This is a genomic window from Nocardia vulneris, from assembly GCF_001613425.1.
Lineage (GTDB): Bacteria > Actinomycetota > Actinomycetes > Mycobacteriales > Mycobacteriaceae > Nocardia > Nocardia vulneris.
This window is the reverse complement of sequence record NZ_BDCI01000050.1, coordinates 13,504-26,942: the sequence shown is the minus strand read 5'-3', so window position 1 is coordinate 26,942 and position 13,439 is coordinate 13,504. Positions and strand designations below refer to the sequence as shown.

Sequence of the window (13,439 nt, the reverse complement as noted above, 5' to 3'; positions counted from 1 at the left end):
GCAATACCCGGGTGCGCGACCGGCAATCAGTGTCCGGCGGGGTCGCTGAGCTGCTTGCCTTCCTTCGCCTTGAGCCTGCGGTGCTCGGCAACCACCACAAGCACACCGACGGCGAAGCACAGCACCGTCGCGATGGCGCCGATGATCGCCCAGCCTTCGAAGCCGTAGCCCGCCGCGGTCAGGGTCAGCCCGAGGCCGACCAGCCCGAGCGCCACCAGCACGATGCCCGGCCAGTTGCGGGTGTCGGCGATGGACTCACCGACGTGGGTGCGTGAGGTCCGGGTGTAGTCCGGGAAGTTCTCTTCGGGACGTCCGTGGTGCTCGGCACCGCTGTGTCCCGTGGTCGATTCGTTCGGTCCGGGAAGCATGGAGGGTCCTTTCTAGTCCACCTCACCCAAGAGGGTTATCCGGCGGGTACCCCGGCATTCGGCCCTCAACCGGCGCTACGGAGCAGCAACTCGGTCGCGGAGATGATCGCGGTGTCGGGGATCGCATCCAGGCAGTGCGTGCCGCACGGTCGGCTGCGGTTACCGAGCACGACGGTCGGCACGCCGTAGGGCGCCCAGCGCCGATCCGGCACCACCGGCGCGAACAACGAGACGACCGGGGTGTCCACGGCCGCGGCCAACGGCGCCGCACCGGTGTTGGGGGCCACCACGGCATCGGCGTCGCGGAGCACGGCGGCCAGACCGGCCAGGTCGGTGGCGCCGCCGAGATCGCGGGCCAAGCCGTGGGCGACCGTCCCGGTGAGCGTCTGCTCGGCCGGGCTGCCGGTCACCACCACCCGGTGCCCGGCGTCGACGAGCGCGGCGGCGACCTCCCGGCTGCGCGTGGCCGACATTCGGCGGGCCGGCTCCGGCGCACCCGGGTGCAGCACGATATAGCCTGGGCCGCCGGTCAATTCGTCGACCTCGGGGAGGTCCTGGCGCACCCGCAACCGGTGGTCGCCGGGCGGGTAGCCCGCCGCGGCCGCCAGCGAGAGCGCCCGGATCTGTTCCGGCAGTGCGTCGTCCACGCGATGGCGGACATCGAGCAGGGTGCCCGCCTGGTCGGGGCTGATGGCGCTGATCCGCGGCACCCCGGCCATCCGCAGCAGCAGGGCGAGCGGCAACGGGGATTGCCGCATCGAGGTCGCGATGATGGCCTCGTCGGGTGCCAGCAGCCGCACGCATTCGATGAGCGCGCGCACGCCGGCGTTGGTGAGCGGCGGCGGGTCGGCCCCGATCCACGCGGCTTCGAATTCGAGCACCCGATCCACGCCGGGCAGCAGGGCGGCGGCCGAACTGCCGCGCGGCCCGGCGAGGAAGGTCAGGGTGTCGGCTTTGCGTGCGACGGCTCGGACGGCGGGACCGGCGAGCAGGACATCACCCGCGCTGTCCAACCGGGCCACCAGCACATGGCCGGTCATCGGGTCGGCATCTTTCGGTGCGCGGTTTTCATACCGCCCGTGTGCCCGTGTCCGGTCATCCGAAACGCCCGATCTGCGGCGGTTCGGTATTTGTGCTGGTCGAATGTCCGACTCGGTGATTCGTTTCGGCGGGGCCGGGTAAGCGCTCAGGTGCCGGAGTTGCCGCGGCACCGCGCCGCGGCCGTGCAACAGCGTCGAGCCGGCGAGGGACGAGCGGCATGGTCGAGCAACACAATGAGCCAGCGGTCGAGCACAACCGCGAATTCGATCGGTGCCGCAACGATCGCGAGTGGAACTGGGACGCGCGCGGAGAGACCGAAACCGAACGGCTCGACCGCAATTGGGGCACCCTGATCCAGGAACTGCGGGTGGTGCAGACCGGTGTGCAGTTCCTGATCTCGGCGCTGTTGATCGTGCCGTTCCAGGCCTCGTTCCCGACGTTGTCCGCACCGTTACGGGTGCTGTACTTGATCACGCTGACCGCGGCCATCGGGGCCACCGTCTTTCTCGTCGCGCCCATTTCGTGGCACCGCATCCTGTTCCGGCGTCACCGGCTGGGCAACGTCGTCGCGGCGGCGCACCGCTGCGCGATGATCGGGATCGGCCTGCTCGGCGTCTCACTGACCGGGGCGATGATCCTGGTCGTCGAATTGGTCACCGGGACAACGGGCGGCGTGGTGGCGGGGGTCGTCGTCGCCGTGCTGTTCTTGGCGGCGTGGTTGATCGTGCCGTGGTGGTGGCGCTCGCCGCGCCGCAGGCACGGCGCGACGGACCGCGCGAGCGACGGGGCCGCACGCTGAGTTCGCCGATCCGACGCATGCTCAGTGGTCGGACCGGCGCAGCACTCGGACCCGGCGCAGCACTCGGACCCGCCGCAGTGATCGGACCCGCCGCAGTGATCGGACCCGCCGCAGTGATCGGACTCGGCGCAGCACTCGGACCCGCCGCAGCGATGGGACCGGTGCAGCACTCGGACCCGGCTCAGTGCGCCGAGGAGACGACTTCCGCGGCGTGCGCGGGCGCGGCACGGTGGTAAGCGGTCAGGGTCTCCAGCGCCACCTGATCCCACGCGTAGCGACCCGCGGCGCGTTGATACCCTGCGGCGCCCCAGGTTTCGCGCAGGGTCTTGTCGTCGAGCAGCGGACGCACGGCACGGGCCACCGCGAGGGGGTCCGGCGGCGCGATCAGCCGGCCGGTCACGCCGTCCACCACGGTGTCGAGCAGGCCGCCGACCGCGGTGGCCACCACCGGTTTCCGGCACGCCATGGCCTCTAGTGCGGTGCGGCCGAACGGCTCGTACGAGGGCGTGCACAGCACCACGTCGGCGGAGCGGTACCAGCGCGGCAGTTCCGTCCGCGACACCGGGCCGATCATCCGAAGCCGGTCCTGCACACCGTATTCCATCGCCAGCCGGCGTAGCCGCCTGCCTTCGCCGTCGTCCTCGACATCGTCGCCGACCGGCCCGCCCGCGATCACCAGTTCGGTGTCGGGCAGCTCCTGGAGTGCTTTGATCGCCACTTCGAAACCCTTGCGCGGGACCAGTTTTCCGACCGAGAGCAGGCGATGCAGCCGGTAGCGCTGCCCGCGTTCGGCGCGGGCGCCCTCCGGCGTGAACGCCGCGAGATCCACCCCGGACGGAACGACCGAGATCCGGAACCGGGGCACGCCCATCCTGGTCAGCTCGACCACCTCGTCCGCGGAGGTCGCGACGATGTGCGCGGCCCGCCCGGCGATCAGCCGCTCGAAACGGATGCGCGAACGCGGGCTCGTATCGGCCAAGCCCTGATTACGGCGGCGTACGGTGCCGAGGGCGTGGAAGGTCACTACGACCGGAATGCCGTGCGCCCGTGCGGCCAGTTCCGCCGCGAGCCCCGACATCCAGAAGTGCGCGTGCACGATATCGGGCTTGTCCCGGCCCCAGTGCCGCTGTAGAAAACTACCGAAATCGCCCAGGTGCGGCAGACTTTCGTTCAACGGCAGCGCTCGCGGCGGTCCGGCGGGCACGCGGACCAGCCGGTAACCCGCGGCCGTGACCACCTCGGTCGGACTGGTCGGGTCGGTCCGCCGGATATAGACCGAGACATCGTGCCCGCGGTGAACGTAGGCCGCCGCCAACTCACCGACATGGACGCTCTGACCGCTCGAATGGGTGCCGCCGGGCTCGCCGAGCGGGGAGGTGTGCTCGGAAACCATGGCAATCTTCACGATGTGCTCCGTTCTCTCCACTGCTGCGCGGCGTGCGGCACCGCCCCGCGACCAGATGGCGCGTGACCCAATGCATTTCGGATAATTGCCGGAATGCCCGAGTGAGCGGGAACGAAACCATCGGGCCTGCTTGCTGTTACGGCTCGGGTCTCACATGGTCGAGACGACGATACTGAGTGCGACCACGGATAGCACCGCCACCAGCACCGTCGTCGCGATGATCGCGAGGGTTGCGGTGACCGGGGATTGGTGGCGAATCAACGGCGGACGGGTGGCCGAGCCGGGCGTCTTCGTGGCCTTCATGGTAAAGGCGTACCCGCTGGCCGGTTCGGTAACCCTCGGCCTGATCAGCGGCGTCGGAGGAATCTGTGACAGTGGCAGCCGAGCGTGCCACACTGTAGTGAGGTTGAGACGACAGCCGACCCCGGTTCGACGCAGGCGATCACACCCGCCACACACCGGCCGATGGGATCGTGGCGACAACCGATCGCCCCATTGCGCGATACCTGCTCACCTGAGATTCTCATCGTTCCAGTCAGTGGCGTCGAACTGGAAACCCCCCGTATGGGAGGCTCTCTTATGTCCGCTAGTTCCGCTTTACACGAGTACGCCGAAGGTGTGCATCGGAACGGTTCCGGGCCCGCGCCGCGCAATCGCCGGGCCTGGGCACAACGCGTGGACCGCCGCCACGAATGCATGGTGGTCCGGGTGGAAGGCGAATTGGACGCCACTGTCTGCCCGCAATTCTTCGCCACGGTCGAACGCGCGGTGCGCGCGAATTGCGCGGCGGTGGTGATAGATCTGCGCGCGGCGCGATTCCTCAGCATCCGGGCCGCCGCGACACTCGGCACCACCCGGCAGCGAGCCGCGTGCGACGGCGTGGACCTGCGGCTCGTGGGTGGCAGGCCGGAGGTCGAGCGCTCGCTCGAAGTGGCCGGCGTCAGGCCGTTGTTCAGCCCTTATCCCTCGATGCGGGCCGCGCTGGACGGGTGAGGCGGAGTAGACCGACACGCCGGGTCGACATCGGCGTGGCGCAGCCGGATCTGTTCGCGTGGCGTGCCCATTCGACGGATACTTGCGCTGTGACTGAAATGGGGCCGGTCCAGCCCGAGAACGCTCTCGCGCTGGATCGGGTGATCGGATTAGGGACACCACAGAGTGTCGGTAGTTTTCGTTTCTGGTTCGCCGATCAGCGGTGGGAATGGTCAGACGAGGTGGCCGCGATGCACGGCTACGCGCCGGGCACCGTCACCCCGACGACCGAACTGCTGCTGACGCACAAGCACCCCGATGATCGCGCCCAGGTGGCCAGCGCACTGGCCAAGTCCATCGACGAGGGCGAGCCGTTCTCCAGCCGCCATCGCATCCTCGACACGCTGGGCCGGGTGCACCACGTCATCGTCGTGGCCGATCACCTCTTCGATCACACGGGTGCGGTCGTGGGTACCTCCGGGTACTACATCGACGTCACCGAGACCCTCGAGGAACATCGCCAGGAGGCCCTCGACGACGCTCTGCCGGAACTGTGGGCCTCGCGCGCGGTGATCGAGCAGGCCAAGGGTGCGGTGATGCTGGTCTACGGCGTCAACGCGGAGCAGGCGTTCCGGGTGCTCAGTTGGCGTTCGCAGGAGACGAACATCAAGCTGCGCACGCTCGCCTCGCGGCTGGTGGCGGATCTGGAGTCGCTCACCAATTCGACCGTGGGACTGCGCACCCAGTTCGACCATCTGCTGCTCACCGCGCACGAACGGATCGACGCGGGCTGACCCGCCCGCCACGTTTCGGTCCAGCCGCGGCGGGTACGACGGTAGGGAAGAAAAGCGCCGCGGTTTCGGATCTTCAGCCTTCGCGGCGCTGGGTTCGGCCGTGGTGGGCGAGTAGCCGCGGCGGTGGGCAGACGGGCGGCCCGCGAGAACCGGATCCCGACAACCTGGCGGCTCCGGGTCGGCTGCGAGAGCAAGGTGGTGATGGGCATGGGGGAGTGGACTTCCCGATCCTCTACGGAAACAACGACAATCGGCGTCCGAATCCCCGCTCGGCTGGAACAGTTGACGATGTTGCGCGGGCTCGCCGAAACCGTGGCCCTCATCGCCGATTTCGCGCTCGACGAAGTCACCGACATCCGTTTGGCCCTGGACGAGGTGGCCACCTCGCTGATCTTGGACGCGGTGCCGGGCTCGCAGCTCGACTGCGAATTCACCTATGACACCGATCAGATGTTCGTGCACGTCGCGTCGGTGGCGACCTCGGAGCAGGTGGTCGGCCAGGCAGGCTTCGGCTGGCATATCGTGCGCACGCTGACCCATTCCATCGCCGCGTCGCAGGCGCCCTTCGACCCAGGCGTGGCCGGCTATCCCACGGTGGTCGACTTCAGTTGGGTGCGAAGGGCATCCGATGGCGGCTAGCTCAGGAACTCGCGGCGACAGCTACGAGAATATCGAGCCCCTGTTCGAGAAGATCGCGGCGCTGGCCGAGGGCGATCCGCGGCGCGAGCCGATGCGTGCCGAGCTGATCGAACGCTGCCTGCCGCTGGCCGAGCACATCGCGCGCAAATTCGCCGGGCGTGGGGAGAATTTCGACGATCTGCTGCAGGTGGCCCGGCTCGGTCTGGTGCAGGCCGCGGACCGCTTCGATGTCGAGCGGGGTTCTTCGTTCCTGTCCTTCGCCGTGCCGACCATCATGGGCGAGGTGCGCAGGCATTTCCGGGACAACACCTGGTCGGTGCGAGTTCCCCGGCGTACCAAGGAGATTCAGCTCACGATCGGGGTCACGGTGGAGGCGCTGTCGCAGCGGCTCGGCCGGATGCCGCGGGCCAGGGAGATCGCCGCGGAACTGGAAGTGGACGTGGTCGAGGTCACCCAGGCGCTGATCGCGGGCAACGCCTATCAGTCCGCCTCGATCGACGCGGTGGCCGGCGACGATATCGACAACGCGCCGCTGCCGCTGCTGGAAAGCCTCGGCAGCGAGGAGCCCTCCTACCATCTGGTGGAGGACTACCTCGCCGTGCGCCCCTTGATCGAGGAGCTGCCCGAGCGCGAGCGTCGCGTGCTGATCATGCGGTTCTTCGAATCGAAGACCCAGTCCCAGATCGCCGACGTGCTCGGCGTCTCGCAGATGCACGTCTCGCGCATCCTGTCGAAGACCCTGCAGCAGCTTCGCAACGACGCGCTACGGGACTGACGACACGAATCCCTGTGCGCTCAGAGCGGATTCGGCGGCGTCGGATCGTGCGGCGGGGTCAGCGGCCCACCCGGTTCGGGTACCGGCGGCAGCGGCCGGCCCGGGTCGGGCGCCGGGCGGGGTTCGGGTACCGGCGGTAGCGGATCCGGCCCGGGCTGCGGGGGTGCGGGCGCCGGGTCCGGACCGGGTACCGGCGGCACCGGATCGGGTTCCGGGATCGGGGGAATCGGACTCGGTTCGTGCGGTACTGGAGTGGTCATGGGATTGCCTCCTCGAGGCAGCGGTACCCATCGTGACCGGACCCAACCACCGCGTGGCTACCGGTGACTCCCCTCACAGAGTGGCTGGCGGGCAGCGTTTTCGGGGCATTTCTGCTGCATCGGCCGGGGCTTTGTGACGTAGTGCCGGTTTGCGCGAAGTTGGCGTCGGGTACGTGAAAGGGAACCGGACTTACGATGCCGATGGCTCAGGAGATCGTCATGAACGACCACCGACTAGGCACCCGGAATCCGTACGCCGGACCGGGGAGCTCGAGGTCGACGAAGTACCAGCAGGACAAGCCCGCACCCGAGCGGCGGGAGCGCACCCGCGCCGGGAATGTGGAGCGCACCCGGGTCACCAGGGATCACGACACCATCCGGCAGTGGGCGGAGCGGCGTGGCGCCACACCGGCGACGATGCCCGGCATCGCGTACGGCGGCCCCATGGGGTCGCTGCGCCTGGATTTCCCCGGCTACGGCGGGGCGGTGCTGCGGCCGGTGGACTGGGACGAGTGGTTCGCCACCTTCGAGGAGCGGCACCTGCACTTTCGCTACCAGGAGCAGCTTCCCGACGGCACGCCGAGCAACTTCAATCGGCTGGAACATTCGACTCGCGACGAGCGCTGAACCGTCCGCGCGGGCGCGCGGCCACGGTGGCCGCCGTGTGTCGGGCATCACGTAACGGTTGCATAACGACGCTCATGCGGCCAGGGTGGATGGATAACCAGACAGGCGTGAGCCGCCTGCGTCCGACCCGCACACCGCACCCGTTGCGGCCGGTGCGGGGCGGCGCAACAGCTGATCAAGCGTCCACACGGCGTTTACCGAATGGTCTGTTCGGGTATCCGATAGATCGGCAAGGTGGCTCGAACAAGCGGAATGTCGCGTCGGTATGGGGATGCGATTCTCCGCACCGGCAGACGTCCTGCGTGTCTGCAAAGGATAGGTATTTGAGCGAGCGTAGCGAGCGAACCAGAGGCACCGCCGCCTTGGCGGCCCCAGTGTGGCCGGGCGTCGGCGAGGTGCGGCGATGACGGCGAACCTGATGATCGTCGAGGACGACGACCGGGTCCGGGGTGCGCTGCGGCTCGCCATGGAGGACGAAGGCTACGACGTCGCCGAGGCCGAGGAGGCCGAGGACGCGCTCACCCATCTGCGCAGCAACGGCGTGCCCGATGTGATGATCGTCGATCTGATGCTCGGCGATATGGACGGCTTCGACTGCATCCGGGAGATCCGCCGCGAGCACGACGTGCCGATCATCGTGGTCAGCGCGCGCGACGACACCCACGACGTGGTGGCCGCGCTGGAGGCGGGCGCCGACGATTTCGTGGCGAAGCCGTTCGAGATCAAGGAGATCACCGCGCGGATGCGGGCGGTGCGGCGCCGGGCCAGGCTCACCGCCGAACGCGAGGCGCCACCGCAGGAGGTGGTGCTCGACGCCGACCCCGAGGCGCCGCTGGTGCTCGCGCAGGACGCGGGCGTGGTGCGCCGCGGCGAGGAGCAGATCCGGCTGACGCTCACCGAGTTCCGCCTGCTGTGCGAGCTCGCGGAGACGCCGGGCCGGGTGCTCAGCCGCACCGTTCTGCTCGAACGAGTATGGGACCAAGGCTTTTTCGGTGACGAGCGGATCGTCGACGTGCACATGCGCAGGCTGCGCACGAAGATCGAACGAGACGCTTCCGACCCGCGCGTCGTGGTGACGGTGCGCGGGCTCGGCTATCGACTCGATGTCCAGCGCTGAACGCTGGCTCGATCCGACACGCTGGAGTCTGCGCGGCCGGGTAACCGCCGTGTTCACCGCGATCAGCGCGCTGATGTCGCTGGTGCTGGTGGTCTCGGTGTTCACCATCAGCCGCAGCTATCTGGAACACGCGCAGACCGGTGCCGCCGACCTGCAGGCGAACCTGGATCTGCTGCGTAATGTGCTGGTCGCCTGCGCGGTCGCGGTCACCGCGATCGGCGCGGCCGTGGGCTGGTGGGCGAGCAGGCGCGTGCTCACCCCGCTGCACCAGCTGGCCGCAACCGCCGCCCGGATCGCCTCGGGCGATCTGGATCTGCGCCTGTCCGCCACCCACGATCAAGACCTGGCGACCACCGTGGAGTCGTTCAACTCCATGGTCGATTCGCTGCAACGGCGGATCGAGCGCGAGCACCGGCTGTTCGGCGATGTCAGTCACGAATTGCGCACGCCGCTCACCACTTTGATGGCCAGTGTGGACGTGCTCAACCGGCATCGCGACGATCTGCCCGAGCGTTCCCAGCGGGCGCTCGTGCTGGTCACCGACGAGGTCGATCATCTGCGGCGGCTACTCGACGACCTGCTCGCGCTCGCGCGGGTCGAGGCGGGCATGCACCGCGGCGACCAGGAACCGCTGTCGGTGCGAGATCTGTTGCGGCACACGCTCGCCGAGCGTCGCTACGCGCCCGATCTGCTGACCGTGCACGAAGATGTCGTTGTGCTCGGCCGCAAGCTCGAACTGGAGCGGGCGGTGGTGAACCTGCTGCAGAACGCGGACCTGCACGGTGGCGGCGTGGTCGCGGTCGCCGCGGATCGACTGGGCGACGCGGCGGTGATCGTCGTGGACGACGCGGGCCCCGGTGTACCGCCGGCGGACCGGGTGCGCATCTTCGAACGTTTCGCGACCGCGCGCAGCGGTCGTCGGTCGGCGACCGGGACCGGCATCGGCCTCGCGCTGGTCGCCGAGACCGTCGCCAAGCACGGTGGCCAGGTCGAATGCGTGAGCCGGCCGGGCGGCGGCGCCCGGTTCGTCGCCACTTTGCCGGGCGTCGGCGCAATCGAGCCGTAACACAACCGTAATGAACTCGACCAGGTCAGCTCAAAGTTGATTCGTAAGCCTGGATAAGTACTACAGGCCCGACCAGGGAGTTGTATGTCAGTGCCAACGTTGAATACCGCGGAGATCGAACGATCCCGTGTCGAGCAGGCCGCGGCCGCGCTGGGTCCGGACCCCGGCCGCCACCGGACCGAGTTGGTTCTGCGCAAGCCACGCGTCGAGGACGGCGCCCAGCTGTGGCGGATCGCGAAGAACTCCGAGGTCCTCGACGTCAATTCGAGCTACGCCTACCTGCTGTGGTGCCGCGACTTCGCGGAGACCACGGTGGTCGCCGAAGTGCAGGGCCGCGTCGTCGGTTTCGTGATCGGCTACCTCCGGCCGCAGGCACCGGACACCGTGTTCGTCTGGCAGGTGGCGGTCGACCGAGCGCAGCGGGGCCGGGGCACCGGAGCCGAACTGCTGCACGCCTTGCTGAACACCGTTGCACCCCAGGGTGTTACGACGCTGGAGACGACGATCTCGCCCGACAACGCCGCGTCCATCGCGTTGTTCGGCTCGGTCGCCCGGCAGCGTGACGCCCGAATGACCAAGCGCCCCTTGTTCGATACGGGCGTCTTCCCGGACAGCCATGAGTCCGAGGACCTCTATCTCATCGCACCGATCGCTCGCACAACGCAGGAGGACCACCGATGATCACCGCCGACACGAGCATTTTCGAGAGTCTGGAATCGAATGTGCGCGGCTACTGCCGCGCCTGGCCCGCGGTCTTCTCGAAGGCCAAGGGCAGCTGGTTACGAGACGAGGACGGTAAGGACTACCTCGACTTCTTCGCAGGCGCGGGCGCGCTGAACTACGGCCACAACAACGACGTGCTCAAGCAGCCGCTGCTGGACTACATCGCCAGCGACGGCATCACGCACGGGCTCGACATGTCCACCTCGGCCAAGCGCAGCCTGCTGGAAACCTTGCGCGACACCGTGTTCGCGCCGCGCGGGCTGGACTACAAGGTGCAGTTCCCCGGCCCGACCGGCGCCAACGCGGTCGAGGCCGCGCTCAAGCTGGCCCGCAAGGTGACCGGCCGGGAGACGATCGTCAGCTTCACCAACGCCTTCCACGGCATGACCCTCGGCGCGCTCTCGGTCACCGGCAACGCGGCCAAGCGTGCGGGCGCCGGTGTGCCGCTGGTGCACGCGGCACACATGCCCTACGACGGCTACTTCGACGGCACCACCGCCGATTTCCAGTGGATGGAGAAGGTGCTCGACGACACCTCCTCGGGCTTCGACCGCCCGGCGGCCGTGATCGTGGAGACGGTGCAGGGCGAGGGCGGCGTGAATGTCGCTCGCGCGGAATGGCTTCGGCACCTCGCCGGGCTCTGCGAGGCCCGCGACATCCTGCTGATCGTCGACGACGTGCAGATGGGCTGCGGCCGCACCGGGCCGTTCTTCTCCTTCGAGCTCGCGGGCATCACCCCCGATATCGTCACGCTGTCGAAGTCGATCGGCGGCTACGGACTGCCGATGGCGTTGGTGCTGTTCAAGTCCGAGCTCGATCAGTGGTCGCCGGGCGAGCACAACGGTACCTTCCGCGGGAACAACCCGGCCTTCGTCACGGCCGATGTCGCGTTGCGGCACTACTGGTCCGATGACACCCTGCAGACCGCGACGCTCGCCAAGGGCGAACGCATCGCGAGTACGCTGACGGAATTGGCGGGCAACGTCTCCGGCGTCTCGACCCGTGGCCGCGGCCTGGTGCACGGCGTGGTGTTCGACGACCCGTCGCAGGCGAGCAAGGTGTGCCAGATCGCGTTCGAACGCGGCTTGCTGGTGGAGACCTCGGGTTCCACCGACGAGGTGGTGAAGTTGCTGCCCGCGTTGACGATTACCGACCAGGAACTGGACCACGGCCTGAGCATTCTCACCGGCGCCGTGGACACCGTCTGCAATGGAATGGGGGCGATCGCATGATCGTACGTACCACTGCCGAGATCACCGATACCGAACGCGATGTGGCCGGGGAGGGTTGGCGCAGCAAGCGCATCATCCTCGGCGGCGACGGCGTCGGCTTCTCCTTCCACGAGACCACCATCGATGCGGGCAGCACGCACGAGTTCCACTATCGCTACCATGTGGAAGCGGTATGGTTGATCGAGGGTGAGGGCACGCTCACCGATCTCGACAACGGCGTGACCTACGAGCTCGGTCCCGGCTCGATGTATCTGCTGGACGGGAACGAGCGCCACCAGCTCTCGGCCCGCACCCGGATGCGGATGATGTGCGTGTTCAATCCTCCGGTCACCGGGCAGGAGGTCCACGACAGCACCGGCGCGTACCCGCTCGTTGCCGCGACGATCGGGGGATAGGCGGTAATGGTTTTGCAGCACACTGAAACTCGACCCTCGACGGACCGGATCGATCGTTACCCGACCCGGATCGATGCACCGGCCACGCACCTGGATCGCACCGATCCGACGGTGTGGGGCCGGGTCGAGAGCCCGGCGCTCGCGGCCTTCGACACCGACGGCTTCGCCAGCATCGACGAACTGCTCACGCCCACCGAGGTCGCTGATTTCAGCGCCGAGATCGGCAGGCTGGCAGGTGATCCCGCATTGCGCGACGACGAACGCGTGATCGTGGAGAAAGCGTCGAACCGGGTGCGGTCGGTCTTCGAGGTGCACCGGCTCAGCGCGGCGATCGCGGACCTGGTCCGCGAGTCCCGGGTCGCCGGGCTGGCCAGGCAGGTGCTCGGCTCCGAGGTGTACATCCACCAGAGCCGGGTCAACTACATGCCGGGCTTTCGTGGCACGGGTTTCTACTGGCACTCCGATTTCGAGACCTGGCACGCCGAGGACGGCATGCCGGCGCCGCGAGCGGTGAGCCTGTCCATCGCGCTGACCGACAATTACCCGATCAACGGCAGCCTGATGGTGATGCCCGGCTCGCATCGCACGTTCGTACCGTGCTTGGGCAGCACGCCCGCCGAGCACTACCGGGAGTCCTTGCAGGAGCAGGAGATCGGCGTGCCGACCCAGGAGGACATCACCACGCTGGCGAACCAGTACGGCATCAGCCAGTTCACCGGGCGGGCCGGCTCCGCGCTGCTGTTCGACTCCAACCTGATGCACGGTTCGTCGAACAACATCACCCCGTTCCCGCGCTCGAATATCTTCCTGGTGTTCAACAGCGTGGAGAACACCCTGGTCGAGCCGTTCGGCGCGCCCGCGCCGCGGCCCGGCTATATCGGCAGCCGCGACTTCACACCGCTGTCCGCCTGACCTGGCCGATCGCCGACCGAAGGCGCTCTTCGCCGCGTTCGCGCGGGCGAAGGGCGCCTTTCGGATCCGGCCGGGTTCCGCTCGCCGCGCGCGGTCGCCGGATCGGCGGTACGATCCGCTGCGCGAGCGTGTTTCGACGCGGGGGCCAGTGGTTACTCAGGTGAGCGCGGGGGTAGTCCGTACCAGCCAGGGCACTCGTGTCCGGCCCGGACGCGCCGAAAGATCTTCTGACCCCGGCAAAATCTCGGCCAACACTGCTGTCTTGGTGCGCCGAACAAGGTCGGCGGGGATGCCGTCGTGCGCTCGGCGGGTGC

The 13,439-nt window shown here is 68.3% G+C and carries 17 protein-coding genes; 12 read left to right on the top strand and 5 right to left on the bottom strand.

The genetic code is table 11. The features are described 5' to 3' along the window. Positions 1–26: 26 nt before the first annotated feature. A complete protein-coding gene (locus NVU01S_RS39575; RefSeq protein ID WP_043681532.1) occupies positions 27–368 on the bottom strand; it encodes a hypothetical protein in 342 nt (113 codons plus the stop codon). Positions 369–433: 65 nt separating this feature from the next. After that, positions 434–1,408, bottom strand: a complete 975-nt coding sequence (locus NVU01S_RS39570; RefSeq protein ID WP_043681528.1) for a glycosyltransferase family 9 protein — start codon at positions 1,406–1,408, stop codon at positions 434–436. Between the two features lie 218 nt (positions 1,409–1,626). On the opposite strand from NVU01S_RS39570, the gene NVU01S_RS39565 reads away from it, so the two are divergent. After that, a complete protein-coding gene (locus NVU01S_RS39565) occupies positions 1,627–2,208 on the top strand; it encodes a DUF6328 family protein (RefSeq protein ID WP_043681524.1) in 582 nt (193 codons plus the stop codon). Positions 2,209–2,389: 181 nt separating this feature from the next. Here the strand turns inward: NVU01S_RS39565 and NVU01S_RS39560 are convergent, their stop codons facing one another. Both NVU01S_RS39560 and NVU01S_RS43885 read right to left on the bottom strand, forming a co-directional pair. Then, entirely contained in the window at positions 2,390–3,613 is a 1,224-nt protein-coding gene (locus NVU01S_RS39560; RefSeq protein ID WP_043681570.1) for a glycosyltransferase, read from the bottom strand. Positions 3,614–3,763: 150 nt separating this feature from the next. Then, positions 3,764–3,916 carry a hypothetical protein gene (locus NVU01S_RS43885; protein ID WP_156161974.1) on the bottom strand — a complete coding sequence of 51 codons (153 nt, stop codon included), beginning with the start codon at positions 3,914–3,916 and terminating at the stop codon, positions 3,764–3,766. A gap of 276 nt (positions 3,917–4,192) precedes the next feature. Here NVU01S_RS43885 and NVU01S_RS39555 point away from each other — a divergent pair, with 276 nt between their 5' ends. The 4 genes from NVU01S_RS39555 to NVU01S_RS39540 all read left to right on the top strand — a co-directional run bounded on the left by NVU01S_RS39555 (position 4,193) and on the right by NVU01S_RS39540 (position 6,793). Next, complete coding sequence (locus tag NVU01S_RS39555; protein WP_043681521.1) at positions 4,193–4,606, top strand: STAS domain-containing protein; 414 nt, start codon at positions 4,193–4,195, stop codon at positions 4,604–4,606. A 98-nt stretch (positions 4,607–4,704) separates the two neighbouring features. After that, a complete protein-coding gene (locus NVU01S_RS39550; RefSeq protein ID WP_043681517.1) occupies positions 4,705–5,379 on the top strand; it encodes a PAS and ANTAR domain-containing protein in 675 nt (224 codons plus the stop codon). Between the two features lie 123 nt (positions 5,380–5,502). Further along, positions 5,503–6,018 (top strand): ATP-binding protein, encoded by a 516-nt coding sequence (locus NVU01S_RS39545; protein ID WP_244467534.1) that lies wholly within the window; start codon positions 5,503–5,505, stop codon positions 6,016–6,018. Then, positions 6,008–6,793, top strand: coding sequence for a SigB/SigF/SigG family RNA polymerase sigma factor (locus NVU01S_RS39540; protein WP_043681515.1), 786 nt, complete (start codon positions 6,008–6,010; stop codon positions 6,791–6,793). The genes NVU01S_RS39545 and NVU01S_RS39540 overlap by 11 nt, the downstream gene beginning before the upstream one ends. Before the next feature lie 20 nt (positions 6,794–6,813). On the opposite strand, the gene NVU01S_RS39535 is transcribed toward NVU01S_RS39540, so the two are convergent. Beyond that, positions 6,814–7,053: a hypothetical protein gene (locus NVU01S_RS39535; RefSeq protein WP_043681512.1), complete on the bottom strand. Its 240-nt coding sequence runs from the start codon at positions 7,051–7,053 to the stop codon at positions 6,814–6,816. A gap of 219 nt (positions 7,054–7,272) precedes the next feature. Between NVU01S_RS39535 and NVU01S_RS39530 the strand changes: the two genes are divergently transcribed. From NVU01S_RS39530 to thpD, 7 genes are all read left to right on the top strand, one after another. Continuing rightward, entirely contained in the window at positions 7,273–7,680 is a 408-nt protein-coding gene (locus tag NVU01S_RS39530; protein WP_244467533.1) for a hypothetical protein, read from the top strand. A gap of 403 nt (positions 7,681–8,083) precedes the next feature. Beyond that, positions 8,084–8,797: a response regulator transcription factor gene (locus tag NVU01S_RS39525; RefSeq protein WP_042253396.1), complete on the top strand. Its 714-nt coding sequence runs from the start codon at positions 8,084–8,086 to the stop codon at positions 8,795–8,797. Then, positions 8,784–9,863: an ATP-binding protein gene (locus NVU01S_RS39520; protein ID WP_052281367.1), complete on the top strand. Its 1,080-nt coding sequence runs from the start codon at positions 8,784–8,786 to the stop codon at positions 9,861–9,863. Before NVU01S_RS39525 ends, NVU01S_RS39520 begins: the two co-directional genes overlap by 14 nt. Before the next feature lie 84 nt (positions 9,864–9,947). Further along, the gene (gene ectA, locus NVU01S_RS39515; protein ID WP_244467532.1) at positions 9,948–10,544 is read left to right on the top strand and encodes a diaminobutyrate acetyltransferase; all 597 of its coding nucleotides are present in this window, start codon (positions 9,948–9,950) and stop codon (positions 10,542–10,544) included. Then, on the top strand, positions 10,541–11,818 hold the full coding sequence (ectB, locus tag NVU01S_RS39510; protein WP_043681509.1) for a diaminobutyrate--2-oxoglutarate transaminase: 1,278 nt from the start codon (positions 10,541–10,543) through the stop codon (positions 11,816–11,818). Before ectA ends, ectB begins: the two co-directional genes overlap by 4 nt. Continuing rightward, positions 11,815–12,213 carry an ectoine synthase gene (locus NVU01S_RS39505; protein WP_014985952.1) on the top strand — a complete coding sequence of 133 codons (399 nt, stop codon included), beginning with the start codon at positions 11,815–11,817 and terminating at the stop codon, positions 12,211–12,213. Before ectB ends, NVU01S_RS39505 begins: the two co-directional genes overlap by 4 nt. 6 nt (positions 12,214–12,219) lie before the next feature. Continuing rightward, the gene (gene thpD / locus NVU01S_RS39500; protein WP_014985951.1) at positions 12,220–13,125 is read left to right on the top strand and encodes an ectoine hydroxylase; all 906 of its coding nucleotides are present in this window, start codon (positions 12,220–12,222) and stop codon (positions 13,123–13,125) included. Positions 13,126–13,439 lie beyond the last annotated feature (314 nt).

Bases quoted from the DNA above. Each gene is read 5' to 3' on its own strand.
- NVU01S_RS39575 (WP_043681532.1), bottom strand. From the start codon at position 368: ATGCTTCCCGGACCGAACGAATCGACCACGGGACACAGCGGTGCCGAG.
- NVU01S_RS39570 (WP_043681528.1), bottom strand. From the start codon at position 1,408: ATGACCGGCCATGTGCTGGTGGCCCGGTTGGACAGCGCGGGTGATGTC.
- NVU01S_RS39565 (WP_043681524.1), top strand. From the start codon at position 1,627: ATGGTCGAGCAACACAATGAGCCAGCGGTCGAGCACAACCGCGAATTC.
- NVU01S_RS43885 (WP_156161974.1), bottom strand. From the start codon at position 3,916: ATGAAGGCCACGAAGACGCCCGGCTCGGCCACCCGTCCGCCGTTGATT.
- NVU01S_RS39555 (WP_043681521.1), top strand. From the start codon at position 4,193: ATGTCCGCTAGTTCCGCTTTACACGAGTACGCCGAAGGTGTGCATCGG.
- NVU01S_RS39550 (WP_043681517.1), top strand. From the start codon at position 4,705: ATGGGGCCGGTCCAGCCCGAGAACGCTCTCGCGCTGGATCGGGTGATC.
- NVU01S_RS39540 (WP_043681515.1), top strand. From the start codon at position 6,008: ATGGCGGCTAGCTCAGGAACTCGCGGCGACAGCTACGAGAATATCGAG.
- NVU01S_RS39535 (WP_043681512.1), bottom strand. From the start codon at position 7,053: ATGACCACTCCAGTACCGCACGAACCGAGTCCGATTCCCCCGATCCCG.
- NVU01S_RS39530 (WP_244467533.1), top strand. From the start codon at position 7,273: ATGAACGACCACCGACTAGGCACCCGGAATCCGTACGCCGGACCGGGG.
- NVU01S_RS39525 (WP_042253396.1), top strand. From the start codon at position 8,084: ATGACGGCGAACCTGATGATCGTCGAGGACGACGACCGGGTCCGGGGT.
- NVU01S_RS39520 (WP_052281367.1), top strand. From the start codon at position 8,784: ATGTCCAGCGCTGAACGCTGGCTCGATCCGACACGCTGGAGTCTGCGC.
- ectA (WP_244467532.1), top strand. From the start codon at position 9,948: ATGTCAGTGCCAACGTTGAATACCGCGGAGATCGAACGATCCCGTGTC.
- ectB (WP_043681509.1), top strand. From the start codon at position 10,541: ATGATCACCGCCGACACGAGCATTTTCGAGAGTCTGGAATCGAATGTG.
- NVU01S_RS39505 (WP_014985952.1), top strand. From the start codon at position 11,815: ATGATCGTACGTACCACTGCCGAGATCACCGATACCGAACGCGATGTG.
- thpD (WP_014985951.1), top strand. From the start codon at position 12,220: ATGGTTTTGCAGCACACTGAAACTCGACCCTCGACGGACCGGATCGAT.